The sequence below is a fragment of the Streptomyces similanensis genome (genome assembly GCF_039543625.1).
In the GTDB taxonomy this organism is placed as follows: domain Bacteria; phylum Actinomycetota; class Actinomycetes; order Streptomycetales; family Streptomycetaceae; genus Streptomyces; species Streptomyces similanensis.
Map to the genome: position 1 here is coordinate 16,603 of NZ_BAABKC010000032.1, position 21,468 is coordinate 38,070.

General features: G+C 74.6%; 13 protein-coding genes and 2 pseudogenes. 6 read left to right on the forward strand and 9 right to left on the reverse strand.

What is annotated here, in order from left to right:
• Positions 1 to 12 precede the first annotated feature (12 nt).
• From ABEB07_RS10785 to ABEB07_RS10795, 3 genes are all read right to left on the reverse strand, one after another.
• On the reverse strand, positions 13 to 1,548 hold the full coding sequence (locus tag ABEB07_RS10785) for an SDR family NAD(P)-dependent oxidoreductase (RefSeq protein WP_345668069.1): 1,536 nt from the start codon (positions 1,546 to 1,548) through the stop codon (positions 13 to 15).
• Between the two features lie 104 nt (positions 1,549 to 1,652).
• Positions 1,653 to 3,026, reverse strand: a complete 1,374-nt coding sequence (locus ABEB07_RS10790; protein WP_345668070.1) for a wax ester/triacylglycerol synthase family O-acyltransferase — start codon at positions 3,024 to 3,026, stop codon at positions 1,653 to 1,655.
• Between the two features lie 155 nt (positions 3,027 to 3,181).
• Positions 3,182 to 5,503, reverse strand: a complete 2,322-nt coding sequence (locus tag ABEB07_RS10795) for a GH92 family glycosyl hydrolase (protein ID WP_345668071.1) — start codon at positions 5,501 to 5,503, stop codon at positions 3,182 to 3,184.
• A gap of 206 nt (positions 5,504 to 5,709) precedes the next feature.
• Here ABEB07_RS10795 and ABEB07_RS10800 point away from each other — a divergent pair, with 206 nt between their 5' ends.
• On the forward strand, positions 5,710 to 6,087 hold the full coding sequence (locus ABEB07_RS10800) for a cupin domain-containing protein (RefSeq protein ID WP_176151380.1): 378 nt from the start codon (positions 5,710 to 5,712) through the stop codon (positions 6,085 to 6,087).
• A gap of 30 nt (positions 6,088 to 6,117) precedes the next feature.
• On the opposite strand, the gene glgC is transcribed toward ABEB07_RS10800, so the two are convergent.
• Genes glgC through ABEB07_RS10815 form a run of 3 tightly spaced genes read right to left on the reverse strand, consistent with a single transcriptional unit; the run spans position 6,118 to position 9,360 of the window.
• A complete protein-coding gene (gene glgC / locus ABEB07_RS10805; RefSeq protein ID WP_176151379.1) occupies positions 6,118 to 7,338 on the reverse strand; it encodes a glucose-1-phosphate adenylyltransferase in 1,221 nt (406 codons plus the stop codon).
• 50 nt (positions 7,339 to 7,388) lie between these two features.
• Positions 7,389 to 8,552: a glycogen synthase gene (gene glgA, locus ABEB07_RS10810; protein ID WP_345668123.1), complete on the reverse strand. Its 1,164-nt coding sequence runs from the start codon at positions 8,550 to 8,552 to the stop codon at positions 7,389 to 7,391.
• A 55-nt stretch (positions 8,553 to 8,607) separates the two neighbouring features.
• Entirely contained in the window at positions 8,608 to 9,360 is a 753-nt protein-coding gene (locus tag ABEB07_RS10815; RefSeq protein ID WP_345668124.1) for a (2Fe-2S)-binding protein, read from the reverse strand.
• 281 nt (positions 9,361 to 9,641) lie between these two features.
• On the opposite strand from ABEB07_RS10815, the gene ABEB07_RS10820 reads away from it, so the two are divergent.
• Entirely contained in the window at positions 9,642 to 10,826 is a 1,185-nt protein-coding gene (locus ABEB07_RS10820) for a DMT family transporter (protein WP_345668072.1), read from the forward strand.
• Positions 10,827 to 11,153: 327 nt separating this feature from the next.
• Here ABEB07_RS10820 and ABEB07_RS10825 read toward each other — a convergent pair whose 3' ends face one another.
• Positions 11,154 to 11,813: an MSMEG_1061 family FMN-dependent PPOX-type flavoprotein gene (locus tag ABEB07_RS10825; RefSeq protein ID WP_345668073.1), complete on the reverse strand. Its 660-nt coding sequence runs from the start codon at positions 11,811 to 11,813 to the stop codon at positions 11,154 to 11,156.
• Between the two features lie 72 nt (positions 11,814 to 11,885).
• Positions 11,886 to 13,154: a transglycosylase family protein gene (locus ABEB07_RS10830; protein ID WP_345668074.1), complete on the reverse strand. Its 1,269-nt coding sequence runs from the start codon at positions 13,152 to 13,154 to the stop codon at positions 11,886 to 11,888.
• 363 nt (positions 13,155 to 13,517) lie between these two features.
• Here ABEB07_RS10830 and gndA point away from each other — a divergent pair, with 363 nt between their 5' ends.
• The gene (gene gndA, locus ABEB07_RS10835; RefSeq protein ID WP_345668075.1) at positions 13,518 to 14,957 is read left to right on the forward strand and encodes an NADP-dependent phosphogluconate dehydrogenase; all 1,440 of its coding nucleotides are present in this window, start codon (positions 13,518 to 13,520) and stop codon (positions 14,955 to 14,957) included.
• A 582-nt stretch (positions 14,958 to 15,539) separates the two neighbouring features.
• On the opposite strand, the gene panD is transcribed toward gndA, so the two are convergent.
• Complete coding sequence (gene panD / locus ABEB07_RS10840) at positions 15,540 to 15,959, reverse strand: aspartate 1-decarboxylase (RefSeq protein WP_164589282.1); 420 nt, start codon at positions 15,957 to 15,959, stop codon at positions 15,540 to 15,542.
• 270 nt (positions 15,960 to 16,229) lie between these two features.
• Here panD and ABEB07_RS10845 point away from each other — a divergent pair.
• The 3 genes and pseudogenes from ABEB07_RS10845 to ABEB07_RS10855 form a co-directional block, all read left to right on the forward strand.
• Positions 16,230 to 17,177: pseudogene (locus ABEB07_RS10845) on the forward strand (glycosyltransferase family 2 protein); the annotation flags it as partial.
• Positions 17,178 to 17,402: 225 nt separating this feature from the next.
• A pseudogene (locus ABEB07_RS10850) lies at positions 17,403 to 18,680 on the forward strand (polysialyltransferase family glycosyltransferase); the annotation flags it as partial.
• 135 nt (positions 18,681 to 18,815) lie between these two features.
• Complete coding sequence (locus ABEB07_RS10855; RefSeq protein ID WP_345668077.1) at positions 18,816 to 21,446, forward strand: YfhO family protein; 2,631 nt, start codon at positions 18,816 to 18,818, stop codon at positions 21,444 to 21,446.
• The last annotated feature ends 22 nt before the right edge of the window (positions 21,447 to 21,468 follow it).

Genomic DNA, 21,468 nt, shown 5'->3' on the forward strand with positions numbered 1-21,468 from the left:
CGGGAGAGGCGCTCACCACTTGCCCGGCGCGTAGTCCTTCATGAAGACGCCGTACAGGTCCTCGCCGGCCTCGCCGCGCACGATCGGGTCGTAGACCCGGGCCGCGCCGTCGACCAGGTCGAGCGGGGCGTGGAAACCGGCCTCGGCGAGACGGACCTTGTCGGGGTGCGGGCGCTCGTCGGTGATCCAGCCGGTGTCGACGGCCGTCATCAGGATGCCGTCCTCGTCGAACATCTCCTGGGCGCTGGTGCGGGTGAGCATGTTCAGGGCGGCCTTGGCCATGTTGGTGTGCGGGTGGCCCGCGCCCTTGTAGCCGCGCTCGAAGACGCCCTCCATGGCGGAGACGTTGACGATGTACGTCCGCCGGGCAGCGGCGGCGGCCATCACCGGGCGCAGCCGGCTGATCAGGATGAACGGCGCCGTCGAGTTGCACAGCTGGACCTCCAGCAGCTCGACCGGCGTGACCTCCTCCACCGTCTGGATCCAGCTGTTGGTGTCGTGCAGGTCCGGGACCAGGCCGCCCGCGTCGATGGCGGTGCCGGCCGCGATCCGCTCCAGGGACGCCGAGCCGGACACCAGGGCCAGGTCGGTGACGTCCTGGGCGGTGAGCGCGCCGGAGCCGGCCTCCGGCAGCGCGGCGACCGCGCCCGAGCCGAAGGTGCCGATCACCTCGGCCGCGGGCAGCTCACCCGCGGGCAGCGGGGCCGACTCGGCGGCGAGCAGCTCGCTGTAGGCCTGCGGGGAGCGCCTGACGGTCTGGGCGGCGTTGTTGATCAGGATGTCCAGCGGGCCCTCGGCCGCGACCGAGTCGGCGAGGGCGACCACCTGGGCGGGGTCGCGCAGGTCGATGCCGACGATCTTCAGCCGGTGGATCCAGTCGGCGCTGTCGGGCTGGGCCTTGAAGCGGCGGACGGCGTCGCTCGGGAAGCGGGTGGTGATCGTGGTGTGGGCGCCGTCGCGCAGCAGCCGCAGCGCGATGTACATGCCGATCTTGGCGCGGCCGCCGGTGAGCAGGGCCCGCTTGCCGGTCAGGTCGGCGCGGGCGTCGCGGCGGGCGCGGTTGTCGGCGGCGCACTTCTGGCAGAGCTGGTGGTAGAAGTAGTCGACCTCGACGAAGCGCTGCTTGCAGACGTAGCAGGAGCGCGGGCGCCGGAGCACGCCGGCGATCGTCCCCTCCTCGGTGCGGGAGGAGGGCAGGATGCCCTCGGTCTCGTCGTCGACGCGCTGGGCGGAGCCGGTGGCCGTGGCCTCGGTGACCGCCTTGTCGTGGGCGGTCTTGGCGGCCCGGCGCTCCTGGCGGCGGCGCTGCTTGACCATGCGGTAGACGTGCGAGGTGGCGCGGCGCACCGCGATGGCGTCGGGGTGGTCGACCTCTATCCGGTCCAGTTCCTGGAGCACGTCGAGGCAGACGGCGAGACGGCCGGGGTCGATGCCGGGGCCGCTGCCGGGGCCGTGCGCCGCCTCGTCGCCCGGCTCGTACGCCTCGGCGCCGCCCGGTGCGTACACCACCTCGTCCGTGGCCGTGGAGCCGTCGTCTGTCACCGTCATCGCGCTGCCGTTTCCCTGGTCGCCACGCGGCGCGTGGAGTCGCGCTCGCTTTCGAACGGGGGATTTTACGGCAGCGGCGCGGCGTACCGCCAAACGCGCGACGATCAAGGCGCGCAGACCGTGAGAAGGGTCTCCACCTCCTCGGACAGGGCGCGGGCCAGCCGGTTGAGATCGGGTACGGCGCGGGCGTCGGCGACCAGGCCGTAGTGGACGTGGCCGCGGTAGGTGGACACGGCGATCGCGAGGGACTGGCCGGGGGCGAGCGGCGCGAAGGGGTAGACGGCGGTGAGCGGGTGGCCGCCGAGCCTCAGGCCGAAGCCGGGCAGCGGGACGCTGGTGACCAGGATGTCGAACCAGAGCCGGGCGGCCTGGGCGACCAGGGGGCCGCCGAGCCGGTGGCCGAGGGCGGGGACGTGGTCGGCCAGCAGGGCGACGGCGCCCGCGCCGCGGTCGGGGCCGGCGTCCTTGTTGCGGTCCATGGCGGTGCGGACGGCGGCGAGCCGGCGCAGCGGGTCGGCGACGCCGACGGGCAGTTCCATCAGGTAGCCGGAGAGCCGGTTGCCCTGCGGGTGGGCGGTGCGCGGGCGGCGCCGGGAGACCGGGATCAGGGCGCGCGGGGCGGCACCCGCGCTGGAGTCGCCGCGCTCGTCGAGCCAGGTGCGCAGGGCCCCGGCGACGACGGCGATCAGCACGTCGTTGACGGTGCCGCCCACGGCCTTGCGCACCAGGTGCACGTCGTCGATGTCGAGGACGACGCCGGCGGTGCGGCGGGTTCCGGTGGGTTCGGCGGTGAGCGCGGGGACGGGGCGGGTAGTGAGGGTGGAACGGGCGACGGAGGCGCCGATGTCCAGGGCGCGGCCGACGTCGGCGAGCGCGCCGCGCACCAGCCGGGGCAGCCGGCGCACGTCGGGCAGCGGTCCGCGGGCGGGTGCGGCGGGGCGCGGCCGGCGCTCGGGCAGGTCCATCGGGTCGAGGATCGCGGCGGCCAGGCTCAGGGCGCGCAGGCCGTCGGCGAGGGCGTGGTGGAACTTGAAGAGCACCGCGAAGCGGTCGCCCGCCTCGCCGGGCAGCACATGGGCCTCCCACGGCGGGCGGTTGCGTTCCAGCGGGCGCTGCATGAGCCGGCCGGACGCCGCCTGGAAGTCGCGGGCGGGGGCGTGCAGGCGGACGTGGTGGAGCGGGTCGAAGCAGGGGTCGGGTTCGCGGGCGGCGCCGCCGAGGCCGAGCGGCCGGCGCAGTCCGTCGCGCAGTCCGCGCGGGAGGGGGTGGCGCAGGTCGAGGGGACGCCAGGTGTCGCGGATGCGCATGCGCAGCCCGGGGACGGCGGCGGCGCGGGCGGCGAGCAGGTCGGCGGCGTGCGCGGCGGCGGTGGGCGAGTGCGCCGAGAAGATGCCGAGCGCGCCGAGGTGCATGGGGTGGTCGGCGGACTCGATGTTCCAGAACGCCAGGTCGAGGGGAGCGAGCGGATCGGAAGTCATGGCTTGCCTCGCGTCGGCGGTGAGTGAGTCTCAGTCAAGCGCTCCCGACCGATTACGGTCAAGTACGATCACGCTACGCTCAGTTAACAGCGGATTAAAGTCCCGCCCCGCGATCCCCACCGGGACCGCGGGGCGGAGGGACCGTTACGGACAGGTCACCTGAGGGCGGGCGGCGCGGCCTGCGCCGACGTCCCCCAGGACGAGGGCCGCGGGCCCACGGTGTAGTGGAGGGTGCGCAGCGAGCGCAGCGCGGCGGTGGTCAGATACGTCCGTTCGTACGTCACTCCGTCGGCGCGCACCGTCTGGACGTACCGCGTGTCGCGGGAGGTGCCCGGCGCGGTGATGGTGAGGGCGCCGCGCGGGTGGTAGCGGCGGTCCAGCCGGAGGTCGACGCGGTCGAAGACCGGCGTGGACAGGCCCCAGGTGGGATAGCCGGGCTGCACCGGGTACAGGCCGATGGACGACAGCACGTTCCAGGCGGACATGGTGCCCAGGTCGTCGTTGCCGGTCAGTCCGGTCGGCCCGTCGGTGAACAGGGTCAGCGCGGCGTGCACCACGTCGGTGGTCTTCCACGGCTGCCCGGTCGACAGATACGTGTAGGGGGCGATGAGGTCGGGTTCGTTCTGCGGGTTGTACTTGTCGGTGTCGTAGTAGGCGTACGGCCCGTTGACCCACACCTCGCGGGCGGTGCGCTCGGGGTCCTTGAGCAGCTGGTCGTAGGCGAAGAACTCGTCCAGCCGCTCGTTGGCGAGGCGTTCGCCGCCGATCAGGCGCACCACGCCGGGCAGGTCCTGCGGCACCAGCCACTGGTACTGCCAGGCGGTGCCCTCGTGGAAGCCGACGGACTGCGCCGGGCTCCACGGTCCGGTGAAGGCGCCGGAGGTGTCGCGGGAGCGGAAGAAGCGGGTCGAGGGGTCGAAGAGGTTGCGGTAGTTCAGCGACCGGGCGGCCCAGCGGTCGGCGTCCTCGCGGTGGCCCAGGGCGCGCGCCATCTGGGCGAGCATGGCGTCCGACAGGGCGTACTCCAGGGTGGCCGAGCCGCCGAAGGCGTAGTCGGAGTGGCCGGCCTTGGTCGGTTCGTGGCCCTTGAGGTAGGGGGCGTAGCCGCGGGCGAGGTAGTCGGGGACGGCGTCGCGGCCGACCGCGGGCGAGGTGGCCGGCGGCAGCGAGTCGGCGTTGCGCTTGAGCGCCCGGTAGGCCCGCTCCTCGTACCCCTTGAGCAGGCCGTGGTGGAAGGCGTTGGTGAGGAACGGGGTCACCGGGTCGCCGGTCATGATGTTCGTCTCGACCGTGCCGTAGCCCCATTTGGGGAGCCAGCCGCTCTCCTCGGCGATGTGGACGACGGAGATCGCCATGTCGCGGGACTCGTGCGGGGCGAGCAGGGCCAGGAACTGGGCCTGGGTGCGGTAGGTGTCCCACAGCGACCAGTTCTGGTAGTACGTGAACCCGTCGGTGCGGTGCACGCGCCGGTCCCAGCCGGTGTACCGGCCGTCGGCGTCGCTGCCGACGTTGGGCGCGAGGAAGGCCCGGTACAGCGAGGAGTAGAAGGTGCGCCTGAGCGTGTCGCCGCCGCCGTGGGCGCGTACGTCGCCCAGCCGGTCCTCCCAGGCCCGCCGGGCGGCCGCGCGCACGGCGTCGAAGCGGCGGCCGCCCTCGGCGCGCAGGTTGCCGGCCGCGCCGGCCGCGTCGACGTAGGACAGCGCGGTGGTCGCCTCGACGGTGCGGTCCTCGGTGGTGTCGAAGCGCAGGTAGGCGCCGCCGTGCCCGGTGCGCGCCCCGGGGGTGACGGTGGCGCCGTCCCAGGTGCCGTACGCGGTGAAGGGCCGGTCGAAGCGGGTGATCGTGTAGACGGTGTACGGCAGGGTGTCCTTGCAGAAGCCGCGGCCGGTGATCGCGGTGCGCACCGTGTGGTCGTCCAGGATCTCCACCGTGCTCGCGACCATGCGGTGCAGCGCCTGCCCGGCGTCGAGCAGGACGTTGGCCTTGTCGGTGGCGGGGAAGGTGTAGCGCTGCACGCCGGTACGGGCGGTCGCGGTCAGCTCGGCCCGGATGCCGGAGTCCAGGCCGACCCGGTAGTAGCCGGGGCTCGCGCTCTCGTCCTCGTGCCGGAAGCCGGCCGCGTACCTGGCGTTGTCGGTCCGCGTCACCTCGCCCGTCGTCGGCAGCACGGGCAGGTCGCCGCCGAGGCGGCAGCCGACGCCGGAGAGGTGGACCAGGGAGAAGCCGCGGACGTGGTCCTGGGTGTAGTCGTAGCCGGTGCTGTGGCCGGTGTCCGGCGAGAGCTGCACCATGCCGAACGGCACGGCCGCGCCGGGGAAGGTGTTGCCTTCGTTCGCCGTTCCGATGAACGGGTTGACCAGGTCGGTGAGGCGGGCGTCGCGCGGTTCGGCGGCCCGTGCGGTGACGGGGGCCGCGGACAGCGCGGACGCTGCCACCGCTCCCGCCAGGCACAGGCGCAGGCGCCGGGTCCATCTCATGCGGGCAGTCCTTAGGAGGAGACGTCGTTGCCTGCATGATCACGTCTGCGGGCCGGTGAGCCGGGCATCCCGCGGGTGTCGCGTGCACGCGTCGCGGAGATCCAAGTGGACCCGCGGCCCGCGGGGCGCGCACCATGGGGACGTCGCTTCCGCGTCGTGCCGGACCTCCGGCGGCGCGCCCGACCCGCGGAAGGGAAGTGGTCCCGATGCCCAAGGTCTCCCGGGACACCGCCACCCAGGGCGGCGACTACGGCCCGGTCGTCGAGCAGTCCGAGGAGCTGGAGCCCTACACGGTGGACTTCCGCAGCTACCGCGAGGACGTCGACCTGACCCCGCTGCTCAGGGAACTGCCGGACGGCCGCTGCCAGTGCCCGCACTGGGGGTACGTCTTCAAGGGCGAGCTGCGGCTGCGCTACCCCGACCGCGACGAGGTGTACACGGCCGGGGAGGCGTTCTACGCCCCGCCCGGGCACGTCCCGGTGCACACCGCGCCGGGCACGGAGTACGTCCAGTTCAGCCCGGCCGACGAGGTGCGCCGGGCCAGCGCGGTCACCCTGAACCACTTCCCGCCGCTGAGCGGCTGAGAGCCCGGCCCGTGCCCCCCGGCTCCGCCGTCACGGCACGCGCTGGCCCTTGCCCAGGGCGATCACGCCGCCCTTGGAGACGGTGTACAGCTCGGCGTCCCGCTCCGGGTTGACGCCGATGGTCGCGCCCGGCGGCACCTCCACGTTCTTGTCCAGCACCGCCCCGCGCACCACCGCGCCCCGGCCGACGTGGACGTTGTCGTGCAGCACCGAGCCCTGCACCACCGCCCCGGGATCGACCCGGACGCCCGGGGAGAGCACGGAGCGGGTGACCTGGCCGCGGATCAGACAGCCCGCGCTGATGATCGACTCGCCGGCGATGCCGCCCGCGTTGAACCGGGCCGGCGAGAGCTGATTGGAGTGCGTGTAGATGGGCCAGTCGCGGTTGTAGAGGTTGAACGCGGGCCGCTCGGCGATCAGGTCCATGTGGGCGTCGTAGTACGCGTCGAGGGTGCCCACGTCCCGCCAGTAGCCCTGGTCGCGGCTGGTCTCGCCGGGCACGTGGTTGGCGCTGAAGTCGTAGAGCTGGGCCTCGCCGCGCTCGGTGAGCTGGGGCAGGATCGAGCCGCCCATGTCGTGCACCGACTCCGGGTCCTCGGCGTCCCGGTGCAGCGCCTCGATCAGCGCCTTGGTGGTGAAGAGGTAGTTGCCCATGGAGGCGAACACGCAGTCCGGGGCGTCGGGCAGGCCCGGCGGGTCGGCGGGCTTCTCCAGGAAGCGTTCGACGGTCAGCCCGTCGGAGGCCGGTGTGATCACCCCGAAGGAGGAGGACTCGGTGCGCGGCACCCGGATGCCGGCGACCGTCACCCCCGCGCCGCCCTCGATGTGCTGGCGCAGCATCTGCCGCGGGTCCATGCGGTAGACGTGGTCGGCGCCGAACACCGCGACGTACTCGGGCTGTTCGTCGTGGACCAGGTTGAGGGACTGGAGGATCGCGTCGGCGCTGCCCAGGTACCAGCGGGGCCCGAGCCGCTGCTGCGCGGGCACCGGGGTGACGTAGTTGCCGAGCAGGCTGGACATCCGCCAGGTGGTGGTGATGTGCCGGTCCAGCGAGTGCGACTTGTACTGGGTCAGCACGCAGATGCGCAGGATGTCGGCGTTGACGAGGTTGGACAGCACGAAGTCGACCAGCCGGTAGGTGCCGCCGAAGGTGACCGCGGGCTTGGCGCGGTCGGCGGTCAGGGGCATCAGACGTTTGCCCTCTCCGCCCGCAAGGACGATTCCGAGGACCGAAGGCCCACCACGACGCATGGCCGCTCCCCTCACCCGATTGCACCACTACTGCCCTGGCACCCGGCAGACTAAGCCTGCTTGCGGATCTCCTCGTACAACCGCGCGGTGCGCCGCGCGACCGCGTCCCAGCCGAACTCCTCGACCGCCCGCCGCCGCCCGGCCTCGCCCATGCGGCGCGCCGCCGCCGGGTCGGCGAGCACCGCGTCCAGGGCCCGGGTCAGCCCCGCCTCGAAGTCGTCGCCGAGGTCCACGAGCAGCCCGGTGCGGCCGTCCTCGACCACCTCGGGGATGCCGCCCACCCGCGAGGCGACGACGGGGGTGCCGCAGGCCATCGCCTCCAGGTTGACGATGCCGAGCGGCTCGTACACCGAGGGGCACACGAAGACGGTGGCATGGGTGAGCAGCTGGACCACCTCCGGGCGCGGCAGCATCCGCGGGATCCAGTGCACGCCCTCGCGGGCCCCGCTCAGCTCCTCGTACAGCTCGCGGAACTCGCGGTCGATCTCGGGGGTGTCGGGGGCGCCCGCGCACAGCACGACCTGGACCGCCGGGTCGATGCCGCGCACCGCGCGCATCAGGTGCGGCACGCCCTTCTGGCGGGTGATGCGGCCGACGAACAGCACGTAGGGGCGGTCCGGGTCGACGCCGGTCCGGGTGAGGGCGTCGGTGCCGGGGTCGGGCCGGTACAGGCCGGTGTCGATGCCGTTGTGGATGACGTGCACGCGCGCCGGGTCCAGCTCCGGGTAGCAGCCGAGGATGTCCGCGCGCATCGCGCCGGAGACGGCGACCACCGCGTCGGCGGCCTCGAACGCGGTGCGCTCCGCCCAGCTGGAGAGGGCGTAGCCGCCGCCGAGCTGCTCGGCCTTCCAGGGGCGCAGGGGTTCGAGGGAGTGCGCGGTCACCACGTGCGGCACGCCGTACAGGAGCTTGGCGAGGTGGCCGGCGAGGTTGGCGTACCAGGTGTGGGAGTGGACCAGCTCGCGGCCTTGCAGGGCGGCGGTCATGGCGAGGTCGACGGAGAAGGTGCGCAGGGCGTCGTTGGCGCCGTCCAGCGCGCGCCAGGAGCGGTGCCGTACGACGCCGGCGGCGCGGTCGCCGGTGGAGGACTCGCCCCAGCAGTGCACCTCCAGGTCGACGAGGGGCCTCAGTTCCCGCGCGAGGAACTCGACGTGGACGCCGGCGCCGCCGTACACGTCCGGCGGGTACTCCCGGGTCAGCAGTCCCACTCGCACGCGCAACCCCCTGGATCCTCGGGCGGCCGGCCGCCGCGGCCGGTCCCTTTCATGGTCACCCGGACGAGCCGTGTGCGGAAGAGCGCGGGGCTCGTGCGAAACAACAGTCACCGCAGACGCCGCCGCCGGGCACCCGGTAGTAGAGGCAGCAGCTGCGGCGGCGGAAGTCGAGGACTCCGGCGCCGGCGCCGGCGAGCAGGGGGTGGGCGAGGAGGCGTGCGGCCAGGGCGCGGGCGCGGTCGGCGGCGTCGGGCTCGTCGTTCTCCCGCGCCCACCGGGCGAGCTGGCGGGCCGCTCCGGCCAGCGCGGAGGCCGCGTTGCCCCGGAGCAGACCGGCGGCCAGGCGGTGGCGGGCGCGCAGGGCCGCCGCCAGGGGCTCCAGATGGCCGTGCAGGACGGCGTCGGCGAGCGGAACCGGTCCGGCGGGCTCGCGCACCTCGGTCAGCCACAGGTCCTCCGGGGCGCCGCCGGCCGGGTCCCAGCGCAGCAGCCGCGGATCGAGGTCGGGGACGCGCCCGTAGCGTACGGCGCAGCCGAGCGCGACGGACCACAGCCGGGCGGCGAGGGCCTGGTGCGCCACCGAGGCGGCGACCCGGGGTTCGGCGGCGCCGACGCCCGCGGCGACCCGGCGCACGCGGGCGTCCAGCGGGTGCGGGCGTCCGGGGCCGGGCGGGGTACGGTCGTAGGCCTCGGCGAGGGTGGGCAGCGGGCCGTGCGGCGGTTCGCCCGTGCGCAGGGCGAAGAAGCCGCCGAGGGGGGCGAGCGCGGCGAGTCGGGTGTCCAGGTGCACGAGGAGCAGTCCTACCAACACCCGTCGGGCGTACGCAGCGTCGGGGTCCGTCGCGGCGTCGGTCCCCAGGTGGCGGCGGCCCCCTAGGGGATCCCTGGAGGGTTCCGGTCAGGGGCCTCCTCCCCTGTCGCCCACCCAGGGGAGGAGGGGGCGACGAGAGTACTCCGTCGGTAGGAGGACTCATTGGGTGCTCAGGGACGACGACGGAACGGGCCCGGCACGGCAGGCTGTTGAACCATGGAAGCCGACCGTTCGCAGCGCCGGGCCGACCGCCCCCGCCGTCCGCAGAGGAGCAGCCGATGAGCGCCCTGGCGTTGTCCGTGCTGCTGTCGTTCGTGTCCGCCGTCGCCTACGCGGGCGGCGCGATCGTGCAGGAGCGGGTCGCGGTCACCTCCCCGGGCAAGCGATACGCGCCGCTGCGCCGCCCGGCCTGGTGGGCGGCGGTCGCGCTGAACGGCCTGGGCGCGCTGCTGCACGTGGTGGCGCTGGCCTACGGCCCGCTCAGCCTGGTGCAGCCGCTGGGCGCCCTCACCATCGTGTTCGCGCTGCCCATGGCGGCGCTGTTCGTGGGGCGCCGGGCGGGCGGCACCGCGTGGCGGGGCGCGATCCTGGCGACGGTGGGCCTGGCGGGCCTGCTGTCGCTGGTGGGCTCCTCCGACGGGCAGTCGCTGAGCGGGGCGCACCGGGTGACCCTCGCGGTGATCACCGGCGGCGCGCTCGCGGCGCTCACGGTCGCGGGCCGGGCGGCCCACCGGCATCCGGCGGTGCGCAGCGTGCTGCTGGCCGTCGGCGCGGGTCTCGCGTTCGGCATGGCCTCGGTGTTCACGAAGACGGTCGCGATGGACTGGACGGACGGGGTCGCGGCCGCGGAGCTGCCGTCGCTGGCGGTGATCGGGGTGCTGGCCACGGCGGGCATGCTGCTGTCGCAGGCCTCCTACCGCGGTGGCGGCCTGGCGGCGCCGCTGGCGACGCTGACCGTGGTGAACCCGGTGGCGGCGGCCGCGGTCGGCGTCACGATGTTCGGCGAGAGCTTCCGGTACGGCGTCACGGGCACCGTGCTGGCACTCGGCTGCGGTGTGCTGGCCGTGGGCGGCCTGATCCTGCTGACCACCGAGCGCATCGAGCGCACGGCGGGGCCGGCGCGGTCCGGACCGGCCGCCGTCCCCGGCGAGGACGCGGCGGACCCGGCGGGCCCCGAGGAGCCGCCGTCCGCCGTGGCGGCGGCGGTGGCCGCGGCCGTGCGGACGCCGGTTCCGGCGGCGCTCGTGGCCTCGGTCCCCGGACAGCTGGGCGGCCCGGCGGGCGCCGTCGCGCTGCCCGAGCGGACCGCCGCCGGGAACGCCGGGCCCGGACCCGGACGTGAGCCGGGCGGACCGCCGTCGGTGCCGGCGTCGCTCCGGGGCGAGGCGGCGGGCGCCGTGCCCTTCCGGATGGTCGCGTACATCCCGATGCCGGCCTCCCGGCCGAAGCGGACGCCGGTCTGACCCGCGGGACCGCTCCGGCCCGCGCGGCTCATCGCCGGTGTGACCTGGGGGTGCCCCGGCCTGTTCCGGCTCGTCGTCGCCGCTCGGGCCGGGGGCGCTCCGGCTTGTCCGGGTCCGCACCGGTCCGCCCTGGGGCCGCTCTCCGGGCTGTCCGGCTCATCACCGGCCCGCCCCGGGGGCGCTCCGGTCGGTCCGACGCTCCTCATCGATCCGCACCGGGGCCGCTCCGGCCTGTTCCGGATCGTCGCCGCCCTGCCGCGGCGGGTCGGCACCGTGACCGACGCCGTGGTCGGGCGCCGTGGTCCCGTGGGGGCGGAGCGGTGGCCGTCACTCGTACCGGTACTTCAGTGACTCCGCCTCGGCCCGCTCGATGTCGGCGATCGTCAGCTCCGGCATCCGCAGCTGGGCCAGCGTCACCTCGGCCGAGGTCGGCTGCGCGTCCGCCGGGAGCCACTGCTCCGGCTTCCAGGCCCCGCTGCGCAGCAGCGACTTGGGGCAGTGCGGGTAGACCTCCTCGATCCCCAGCACCAGCGCGCTGGCCGGCGGCTTGCCCACGGCGGTCAGCTGCGACAGCAGCTCCGGGCGGGTGGAGACGCAGGCCCGGCCGTTCACCCGGAGCGTCGTGGTGCGCCCCGGAATGACGAACAGCAGCCCGGCCCGTCCGGTGGCGATGACGTTCTGCGCGGTGTCCAGCCGCTTGTTGCCGGTCGCGTCCGGTATCGCCAGCGTGTGGGCGTCCAGGACGGCGACGAACCCGGCGGGGCCGCCGCGCGGGGAGACGTCGCAGTTGCCCTCGGCATCCGCGCTGGCGACCAGGACCAGCGAGGAGCAGGCGATCAACCGCCGGGTCTGGTCGGTGAGTTCGGTCATCTGCTTGCGCAGCGCCGCGGCACTGGGGACGTCGTAGGCCCGACGCAGCGCCTCCTGGTCGGTCACGGCGTCGAGGCGGAGCGAGTCGAAGGCACTGCCGGCGAGGGTTGGCGTCATGCCCCGACCCTAACGGGCCCCGCCTCGAACGACCTTGGGCGGTGACAGGCCCCGGCATCGCGCCCGCCCGCCTCAGAGCCGGATGCCGCCGGCCCGGAGGTAGGCGAGCGGGTCGATGTCCGAGCCGAAACCGGGTCCCGTCCGCACCTCGAAGTGCAGGTGCGGTCCCGTCACGTTGCCCGTGGCGCCCGAGCGGCCTATGCGCTGCCCGGCGCCGACCGTCTGCCCGGCGCGCACGGAGATCGCCGACAGATGGGCGTACTGGGTGTAGCGGCCGTCGGCGTGCCGGATGACCACCTGGTAGCCGTAGGCGCCGCCCCAGCCGGCGCTGACCACGTGGCCGGCGGCGGCCGCGTGCACCGAGGTGCCGGTGGGCACCTCGAAGTCGACGCCCGTGTGGTAGCCCTTGGACCAGTGGGAGCCGCTCACCCGGTAGCCGGTGCCGATCGGGGCCTGCACGGGGGCCACCAGGGTGTGCGCGGTGGTGCTGTGGCTCTTCTCGGTCCGCGTCGCGGACTCGGTCTTGGTCTTGGTGTGCGGTCTGGACTGCGTCTTCGGTCTGGCCTGCGTCTTCGGTCCGGCCTGGGTCTTCGGCTCGGGCCGCGCCTTCGGCTTCGCGGCCGGGTGTGCGGCGGTGGAGCCGCTCTGGTGCGGCGCGGTGTGCGTCGTGCGCAGCGAGAGCCGCTGGCCGGGCAGGATCAGGTCCGGGTCGTCGCCGACGGTGACGCGGTTGGCGGCGTACAACTGGTGCCAGCCGCCGTGGACGTGCCGGTCGTCGGCGATCCCGGAGAGGGTGTCGCCGTGGACCACCGTGTACATCTCGGCGGTGCCGGCCCGCGACTGCGGCGTGGTCTGCGGCCGTACGTCGTGCGCCGAACTCTTCGCCTTCGGGGCGCTCCTGGCGCTCTGCGTGTGCACCGGCCGGCCGGCCGCGCCGTCCGGGTGCACCCCGGGGTCGCCGCCGCCGCGGGTCAGCCCGGCGCGCACCGAGCACACCGGCCAGGCGCCGGGCCCCTGCCCGTCGAGCACCTTCTCGGCGACCGCGATCTGCTGGTCGCGGGTGGCCAGATCGGCGCGCGGCGCGTACCGCGTGCCGCCGTACGCCGCCCAGGTGGACCGGGTGAACTGGAGGCCGCCGTAGAAGCCGTTGCCGGTGTTGACGCTCCAGTTGCCGCTCGACTCGCAGGCCGCCACCTTGTTCCAGGTGGCGGCGTCGGCCGCGTGCGCGACGCCGGCGCCGATGAGCGGGATGGCCATTCCGGCGCCGCCCGCCGTGACGGTGAGGGAGGCGCGGTTGATCCTGTTCGGCTGGTACCGGCGGTGCCGGCCGCGTGCGGCCATGTCTGAAGCCCCTTCGCCCTGCGTCAGGAGCGGCAAAAGTAGGCGCTGCCAACAAGCCGTGACAAGGCGGCTATCGGCCGCTTCACGCCGCAAGTGGCCGATAAGGGGTTTCCGTTGGCCGGTTCGTCCGGTTCGGCCCGTCCGCGCTGAGGCGGCGGGGGCGGGTGGTGCGTAAGGGAGGGCGTCGGGGCACCCGCCCCAGGGCGCGGGCGCCCGCAGGACGCGGGCGTCCGCGGCCGACGGGACCGCGGCGGCCGCCCGAGGCGGGGCGGTACGGATGTGCGGTCGCCGTACCGGCGCGCCAGGATGGTCCAAGACGTCCCAGCTGATGATGATCCACCGGATTCTGGAGGAACAGGCGGTATGAGCACTACAGCCCAGATCGGCGTCACGGGGCTCGCGGTCATGGGCCGCAACCTCGCCCGCAACTTCGCGCGCAACGGCTACACGGTCGCGCTGCACAACCGGACCGCGTCCCGGACGCACGATCTGGTGGCGGAGTTCGGGGAAGAGGGCATCTTCGTCCCGACCGAGGCCGCGAAGGACTTCGTGGCGGCGCTGGAGCGGCCGCGCCGCCTGGTGATCATGGTGAAGGCGGGCGAGCCGACCGACGCGGTGATCCAGGAGTTCGCCCCGCTGCTGGAGCCCGGCGACATGATCATCGACGGCGGCAACGCGCACTTCGCCGACACCCGGCGGCGCGAGCGGGAGCTGCGCGAGCAGGGCATCCACTTCGTCGGCACCGGCATCTCCGGCGGTGAGGAGGGCGCGCTGCACGGGCCGAGCATCATGCCGGGCGGCTCGGCCGAGTCCTACGAGTCGCTGGGCCCGATGCTGGAGAAGATCTCCGCGAAGGCGAAGGACGGGGCGCCGTGCGTGACGCACGTGGGGCCGGACGGCGCGGGCCACTTCGTGAAGATGGTGCACAACGGCATCGAGTACGCCGACATGCAGCTGATCGGTGAGGCGTACCAGCTGCTGCGGGACGTGGCCGGCTACTCCCCCGGGCAGATCGCGGAGATCTTCCGCACCTGGAACACCGGGCGGCTGGACTCGTACCTGATCGAGATCACGGCTCAGGTGCTGTCGCACGTGGACGCGGCGAGCGGCGAGCCGTTCGTGGACGTGGTCGTGGACCAGGCCGAGCAGAAGGGCACCGGCCGCTGGACGGTGCAGATCGCGCTCGACCTGGGCGTGCCGGTCTCCGGCATCGCGGAGGCGGTGTTCGCGCGGTCGCTGTCGGGGCACGCGGCGCTGCGGGCGGCCTCGCGTGACCTGGCGGGCCCGAAGGCCGCGCCGCTGTCCGAGTCGGAGGCGGCGGCCTTCGCCGACCGGGTGGAGCAGGCGCTGTACGCCTCGAAGATCGTGTCGTACACGCAGGGCTTCCACGAGATCGCGGCGGGCAGCGAGGAGTACGGCTGGGACATCGACCTCGGTGCGATCGCCGCCATCTGGCGGGACGGCTGCATCATCCGCGCGGCCTTCCTCGACCGTATCCGCGCGGCGTACGACGCCCGGCCGGACCTGCCGAGCCTGCTGTCCGACGAGACGTTCGCGCGGGAGATCGCGGCGGCCCAGGACGACTGGCGCGAGGTCCTGGTCGCGGCCACCCGCCAGGGCGTGCCGGCCCCCGGCTTCGCCGCGGCCCTCGCCTACTACGACGCCCTGCGCGCCGAGCGCCTCCCCGCCGCCCTCACCCAGGCCCAGCGGGACTTCTTCGGCGCGCACACCTACCGGCGGGTGGACCGCGAGGGCACGTTCCACACGTTGTGGGGCGGGGACCGGTCGGAGGTGGAGGCGTAGGAGACGGGTGTGGGGGGCACGGCCGGGCGGCCGTGCCCCCCACACCCGTCCGGGCCGCTCAGGGGCGTCTCAGGTCAGGGGTGGCCCCGGCTCCGGGCTCGGGGTCGGGTCCGGGCCCGGCGGGATCGGGGACGGGGGCGGTTCGGGGGCCGGGTTCGGGGGCGGCGTCGGGACCGGGCCCGGCGGTGGCACGGGGGCCGGGGGCGGGGTGGGCGCCGGTGGGGTGGGCCCGGGCGGCGGTGGTGGCGCGGGCGTCGGCGGCCCCGGCACCGGGGACGGCTCGGGGGCCGGGTGCGGTGCGGGCGTGGGGACCGGCTCCGGGTACGGCTGCGGCGGATCGGGCGTGGGCGCGGGATCCGGGTGCGGCTCCGGCGGCTGCGGGTCGGGACCCGGGGTGGGGCCCGGGGTGGGCCCGGGCGGTACGGGGTCGGGGTACGGGTTGGTCATTGTCCTCTCCCGCCAGTCGGTCGGCCTCGGCTCTGGACTACCTCCCTCGCCTACCCGACACCCGCACGGCCAGTCACCCGAGGGCGCCCCGCCGAGGACCCGCCCGGCCCCGCCCGGGCGGCCCCGCGGCCGCGGTCAGACCGAGACGGCCTGCGGGCTGCGCCGCTGGTCGGTGCCCGGCACCGGGGCGGACGCGTCGGCGCCCAGCTCCACGACCCGGTTGCCCGCGTCCACGTGCACCACCCGCGGCTCCAGCGCCCGCGCCTCGGCGTCGGTCACCTGGGCGTAGCTGATCAGGATCACCAGATCGCCGGGGTGCACGAGGTGCGCCGCCGCGCCGTTGATGCCGATGACCCCCGAGCCGCGCTCGCCCTCGATGACGTACGTCTCCAGCCGGGCCCCGTTGGTGATGTCCACGATGTGGACCAGCTCGCCGGGCAGCAGGTCGGCGGCGTCCAGCAGATCGGCGTCCACGGTCACCGATCCCACGTAGTGCAGGTCGGCCTGGGTGACGGTGGCGCGGTGGATCTTCGACTTGAGCATGGTGCGCAGCATTCAGTGCTCCTTGAGATAGCTCCCTGCCTGCTCTGTGCAGGTCAAAGGCGTGCGCTCACTCTACTAGGGCGCACCGTCGGAGCCCTGTGGGAGATGCCTCACGCGCGGGGGCGGGCGCGGGCCGGGAAGCGGGCCGGGAATGCGCCGGGCGCGTGACTCGGCAGTGTTCACCATCAGGTCGGCGGCCGTTCATTTACGGGCCATGGAAAACATTGGGAGACGGATAGCATGCGCGGGTTCCTGGAATGAAATCCCCGGGGGGATCCGCGTATGTCCACGCTTTCCGTTGTCGTCCCGTGCCACAATGTCGAGGCCTATGTGGCGGAAACGGTGCGCAGTCTGGCCGTCAACGCGGACCCCGCGTTCGAGTTCCTGCTGATCGACGACTGCTCGACCGACCGCACCGGCCCGATCATCGAGGACATGATCGGCACGCTGCCGAACGCCCGGCTGATCCGGCACGAGACCAACCAGGGCGTGGCCCAGGCCCGCAACACCGGCCTGGACGAGGCGAGCGGCGACTACGTGACGTTCCTGGACGGGGACGACTGGTACGCGCCCGGCCATCTGCGCGCCATGGTGGACCGCATATCGCGTCTCGGCTGCGACTTCGCCCGTACCGACCATGTGCTGGCCACGGGCCGCAAGCGGCAGATCCGGTACGCCCCGGCCCGGCTGCGGGACGTGGTGATGGACCCGCGTGACGGCATCGCGCCCGCCCACATGGCCACCATGGTGGACTATCCCTTCGTGCCGTTCGGCATCTACAGTTCCCGCCTCTTCGAGAACGGCGAAGGACGGTTCGAGACGCGGCTGCGCACCGCCGAGGACCGCCTGTGGGTGTGGCGGCTGCATCTGCGGGCCCGCAGTTACGCGGCGCTCGGATTGCAGGGCGCCTTTTACCGGCGGGGCGTGGAAACGTCGCTCACCCAGATTTCCGACACCCGCCAGCTGGATTTCATTCCGGCCTATGACACCGTTCTGCGGGAAGTGACCGCCGATCCGGAGGGCGACCGTTTTCTGCCGAAGGCGATCCGCACCTACTGCGCGATGATCGCGTTCCACATGAACAAGGCCGACCAGTACGAGACCGCGGTGGCCCGGCAGCTCAGGAGCGAGTCGGCCGCCGCGCTGCACCGGATGCCGCAGCAGGTCCTCGACGAGACCCTGGCGACGCTGGACGACGAGCGGAGCGCGCTGCTGCGCCGCCTGCGCGACACGGGCGAGGGCCGCCCGGGCCGACCGGCCCCGACGGTGGTCGGCCCCCCGGTCTTCCGCACGCCCCGCCCCGCCGCCGCCCCTGCCGCCCCCACCGCCCCGCGCTCCGCGGACTCCCCCGGCCGCTCCCGAACCGGATCGTCCGCGGTGCGCCCGGAGCCGGTGCAGATCTTCCAAGCCTCCACCCTGTACGGCGCCGCCACCCTGGCCGCGGCCCTGGACGCCGGGCAGTTCGGCCCCGCCGGGCGGGCCCGGCGGGTGCTGCTGCTCACCAACAACGCGGCCGTCCCCGAGGTCACGCCGCTCATGTCCGACATGGCGGGCTACCGGGAGATCGCCGCCCGCTTCGACCAGGTCGAGGACTGGAACGAGGCCATCGCCCCGCACCACCCGGCCGGCTGGCAGCCCCGGCCGGACGACGCGCCCCTGTGGGAGCGGGTCCTGCGCGCCAGGTGGGGGCTCGGCGCCGGAGCGGTGACGCTCGTGGTCGAGTCGATCCAGGTCAGCCCCGCCCGCAGCCTCGCCGCCGTGTTCGCCGGCGCTCCGGTGCACGTCTACGCGGACGGCCTGATGAGCTACGGACCGACCCGTGACGAGCCGCCGCACTCCGTCGCGGTGCGGGTCCGGCGGCTGCTCCACCTGGACCTGGTGCCGGGACTGCGCCCGCTGCTGCTCTCGGAGTTCGGCGTCGAGCCCGAGGTCGTCCCGCACGACGCCTTCCGCGCGGTGCTGTCCGAACTGTCCCTGGCCGCCGCCGACGACCCCGAGATGACACGGGCGGCCGAGGCGGCGCCGACCGCGCTGCTGCTCGGGCAGTACCTGGCCGCGCTGGGCATCCTCACCGACGAGGAGGAAGAGGACCTGCACGTGCGGATGCTGCGCGCCGCCGCCGCTGCCGGTCACCGCTCGGTGGCCTTCAAACCGCACCCCACCGCGCCGGTCCGCTACGGCGAGGCCCTGGAGCGGGAGGCCGCCGCGGCCGGAGTGCGGCTGACGACACTGCGCGGGACGCTGCTCGCCGAGGTCTTCTACGCCCGTCTGCCGCTGGAACTGGTGGTCGGCTGCTTCTCCACCGCGATGCTCACCGCCACGGCCTACTTCGGCATCCCCACCGCCCGCGTCGGCACCCGGACGGTGCTGCGGCGGCTGACGCCCTACGAGAACAGCAACCGCGTGCCGCTGGTGATCGTCGACCACGTGGTCCCCGACCTCGAAGCCGCGGACGCCACCGCGCCGTCCGAGGCGCCGCCCGCCCTCCAGTCGCTGCTGGCGGCGGTCGGGTACTGCATGCAGTCCGCCCGCTACCCGTGGCTGCGCGCCGAGGCCGAACCGCTGCTGGCGCGGGCCGCGCACGCCTCGGAGGCCGGCCAGGAGGGGGCGTACGCCGCGTACTTCGGCGCCGAGCGGCCGGCCGGGCTGGATCTGCCCGGCGGTCACCGGCGGCGGCCCCTGCTGCGGCAGGCGCTCGCCCGCGGCCGGCGCGAGGCGGCCTCCGGCCGCTGACCTGCGGTGCCGGCCGGCCACCGACGACTTCCGGCCCCGCACCCACCGGCCGACGGCGGCCGACCGCAGCGACGTCCCGCAGCCCGTGCCGGAGGCTTCCGCGCGAGGCGGCCCGCACCAGACTCCCGAGGAATCGTGTCCGCTACCGTCAGACCCCCGTACGGCTCCACGGCGTCCGAGGGCGGCGACACCCCGCCCGGCGGCTCGCGCGCCGGCCGTGTCCTCGCCCGCCTCGCCGCCCTCGCCCCGTCCCGCGCACGCGGCAGCGTGCCGCTGCGCGCGGCCCTCGGCGCCGGCCTCCTGTCGTGCGCGGTGTTCTGCCTGGGGACCCTGCTCGCCGGGAGCCACCCGCTGGGGCCGCACAGCCGGAACATCGTCGACATGGGCACGCAGTACGTGCCCTTCCACGCCTACTGGCGCAAGGAGCTGCTCGGCGGCGCCGACGGCGACCTGTTCCTGAACTGGAACTCCGGATACGGCTCCAACTTCCTGGGCGACCTCGGCACCTACCTGAGCAGCCCCTTCGATCTGCTGGTCGTGCTGTTCCCGGCCGACCGCGTCGAACTCGCCCTCTTCGTCGTCAGCACGGCGAAGATCACCGCGGCCGGGGCGGCGATGGCCGTGCTGCTGCTGCGGCTGCGCCGCGGTCCGTGGCCGGTGGCGGCGGTGCTGGGGTCGGCGTACGCGCTGTGCGGCTGGACCCTCGACAACGGCGCCTACGTGCCGATGTGGCTGGACGGGCTGCTCGCCTTCCCGCTGCTGTGCCTGGTCGGCGAGTGGGCGCTGAGCGGGCGGCGCCCGGTGCTGGGGCCGCTGGTGGTGGCGCTGGCCTGGACGTCCAACTTCTACACCGCCTACATGGCCACCCTCGGCGCGGGCATCGTGCTGCTGGTACGGCTGCTCACCGGCGAGAGCGGCGAGACCGCTGAACGGGGTCGCCGGTGGCCGGCCGGCGTGCTGCGCGCCGCCCGGAGCGTACTGATCGGTGTCGGACTGGCCGCCCCGCTGGTCCTGGTGATCTACGCGGCCACCAAGGTCGCCCATCCCACCCCGCCCGTGGCCTTCGCGCCGGCCGCCTGGCCGGACGTCTTCGCCCGGCTGCTGCCCGCCACCAGCGGCACGGAGTCGCCCGCGCTGTACATCGGCACCCCGGCGCTCGCCCTCGCGCTGGCCATGCCCTTCCACCGCCGCCTGCCGGCCCGCACCCGGTACGGCTGGCCGGCCGCGGTCTGCCTCGTGGCGCTGTCGCTGCACTGGCGGCCCACCCATCTGCTCTGGCACGCGGGCGCCGAGCCCAACGGCGTCACCGACCGGCAGGCGTTCGTGCTGTGCGGCCTGCTGCTGATCGCGGCCTGGCGGTCCACCGCCGACGGACTTCCCCGGCCGCGCGCGCTCGCCGCGGGCCTCGCGGTCCTGGCCGCCCTGGCGCTGGCGGCGCGCGGCACCTACGCCGTCGACCGGTGGTCCTACCCCGTGTTCGCCGTCGCGCTGCTGCTGGGTCTGTCGGCCGCGGCCGCGGTGTTCCTCGCGGCCCGCTCCGGCAGCCGGGCCCGCGTCGCCCGCGTGCTGTCGGTGCTGGCCGTGGCGCTCCTGGTGACCGCCCAGGCGGGCGAGACGGCGGTGGCCGGGATGCGGGTGGCGCGGCTGGAGCGGCAGCACAGGTCCTGGTCGCCGCCGCTGGGCCGGGAGGAGCGGGAGACCGCGGCCGTCGTCGCCGCGAAGGACGACTGGCCGCGGGTGCGCACCGACCCCGGCGCGGAGCCCGGCCGCAACGATCCGATGCTCGTCGGCGGCCAGAGCGGCAACTACTACAGCAGCCTGACCGCCCAGACCACCTACACCACCCTGACCGCGCTGGGCTACGGCTACTTCGCCAAGGGCCGGCGCCTGATGAGCCTCGACCACCCGGTGACCGACGCGATCTTCTCCGTCGGCACCCGCGTCCGCCTGGTCCAGGACCCGGCGGGCGGTCCCGGCAGGGTGCCGCGGGCCGCCACCGGCCCCGTGCCGCCGCTGGTCACCGTCCGTCCCGACGTGCGCCTGCCGGACCCGGCGGCACGCTTCGGCGCGTCCGTCTTCGCCAACCAGGAGCTGCTGCTCGGCGCCCGCGTCTACGATCCGCCGGCCCGGACCACCGAGGTCCGCCACGGCAAGGAGCGGGTCACCCTCGCCACCACGTGCACCCCCGGCAGCAGGGTGTACCTGTCGGCGCTGACGTTCATCGGCTCCGCGACCATGGACGGCAGCCGGCCGGTGGACTTCAACGGCAAGCTGCCCGCCACGCGGCCCGCGTTGCAGAGCCTCGGCGTGACGCCGGCCTCCGGGAAGGTGCGGGTGGAGCTGCGCCACACCGGGTGGCTGGGCCTGCCGAAGCAGCCGATCGGCTGCCTGGTCGAGAACCGGCTGGAGCGGGCCGTACGGCAGCTGAGCGCCGGCGGCGCCACCGAGGTGCGGGTCGGCGGCCACTCCGTGACCGCGCGGATACCGGCCGGCAGCACCGGCACCGCGCTCCTCGCGGTCCCGCGGATCAAGGGCTGGTCGTGCGCGGCCGGCGCCGGCCCGGCCCGTCCGGCGCAGAGCTACCTCGGCCTGATCGCGGTGCCCTTGGACGGCACGGCCACCTCCGTCAGCTGCCGGTTCCGTCCGCCCGGCCTGTTGCGGGGCGCGGCCGTCGGCGCGGGCGCCCTGGTCTGTCTGGTGGCCACCGCGCTGTGGTGCCGGCGCGGCCGTCGGCGGGCGGCGCGGGCCGCGGCGGAGCCGGTGTGACGGCGGGGCCGTCCCGGCCGGG

Coding starts and splice junctions, on each gene's coding strand:
- gndA (WP_345668075.1), top strand. CDS start 13,518: ATGAGCACTACAGCCCAGATCGGCGTCACGGGGCTCGCGGTCATGGGC.
- ABEB07_RS10825 (WP_345668073.1), bottom strand. CDS start 11,813: ATGACGCCAACCCTCGCCGGCAGTGCCTTCGACTCGCTCCGCCTCGAC.
- ABEB07_RS10820 (WP_345668072.1), top strand. CDS start 9,642: ATGAGCGCCCTGGCGTTGTCCGTGCTGCTGTCGTTCGTGTCCGCCGTC.
- ABEB07_RS10830 (WP_345668074.1), bottom strand. CDS start 13,154: ATGGCCGCACGCGGCCGGCACCGCCGGTACCAGCCGAACAGGATCAAC.
- ABEB07_RS10800 (WP_176151380.1), top strand. CDS start 5,710: ATGCCCAAGGTCTCCCGGGACACCGCCACCCAGGGCGGCGACTACGGC.
- ABEB07_RS10795 (WP_345668071.1), bottom strand. CDS start 5,503: ATGAGATGGACCCGGCGCCTGCGCCTGTGCCTGGCGGGAGCGGTGGCA.
- ABEB07_RS10790 (WP_345668070.1), bottom strand. CDS start 3,026: ATGACTTCCGATCCGCTCGCTCCCCTCGACCTGGCGTTCTGGAACATC.
- ABEB07_RS10785 (WP_345668069.1), bottom strand. CDS start 1,548: ATGACGGTGACAGACGACGGCTCCACGGCCACGGACGAGGTGGTGTAC.
- panD (WP_164589282.1), bottom strand. CDS start 15,959: ATGCTGCGCACCATGCTCAAGTCGAAGATCCACCGCGCCACCGTCACC.
- glgC (WP_176151379.1), bottom strand. CDS start 7,338: ATGCGTCGTGGTGGGCCTTCGGTCCTCGGAATCGTCCTTGCGGGCGGA.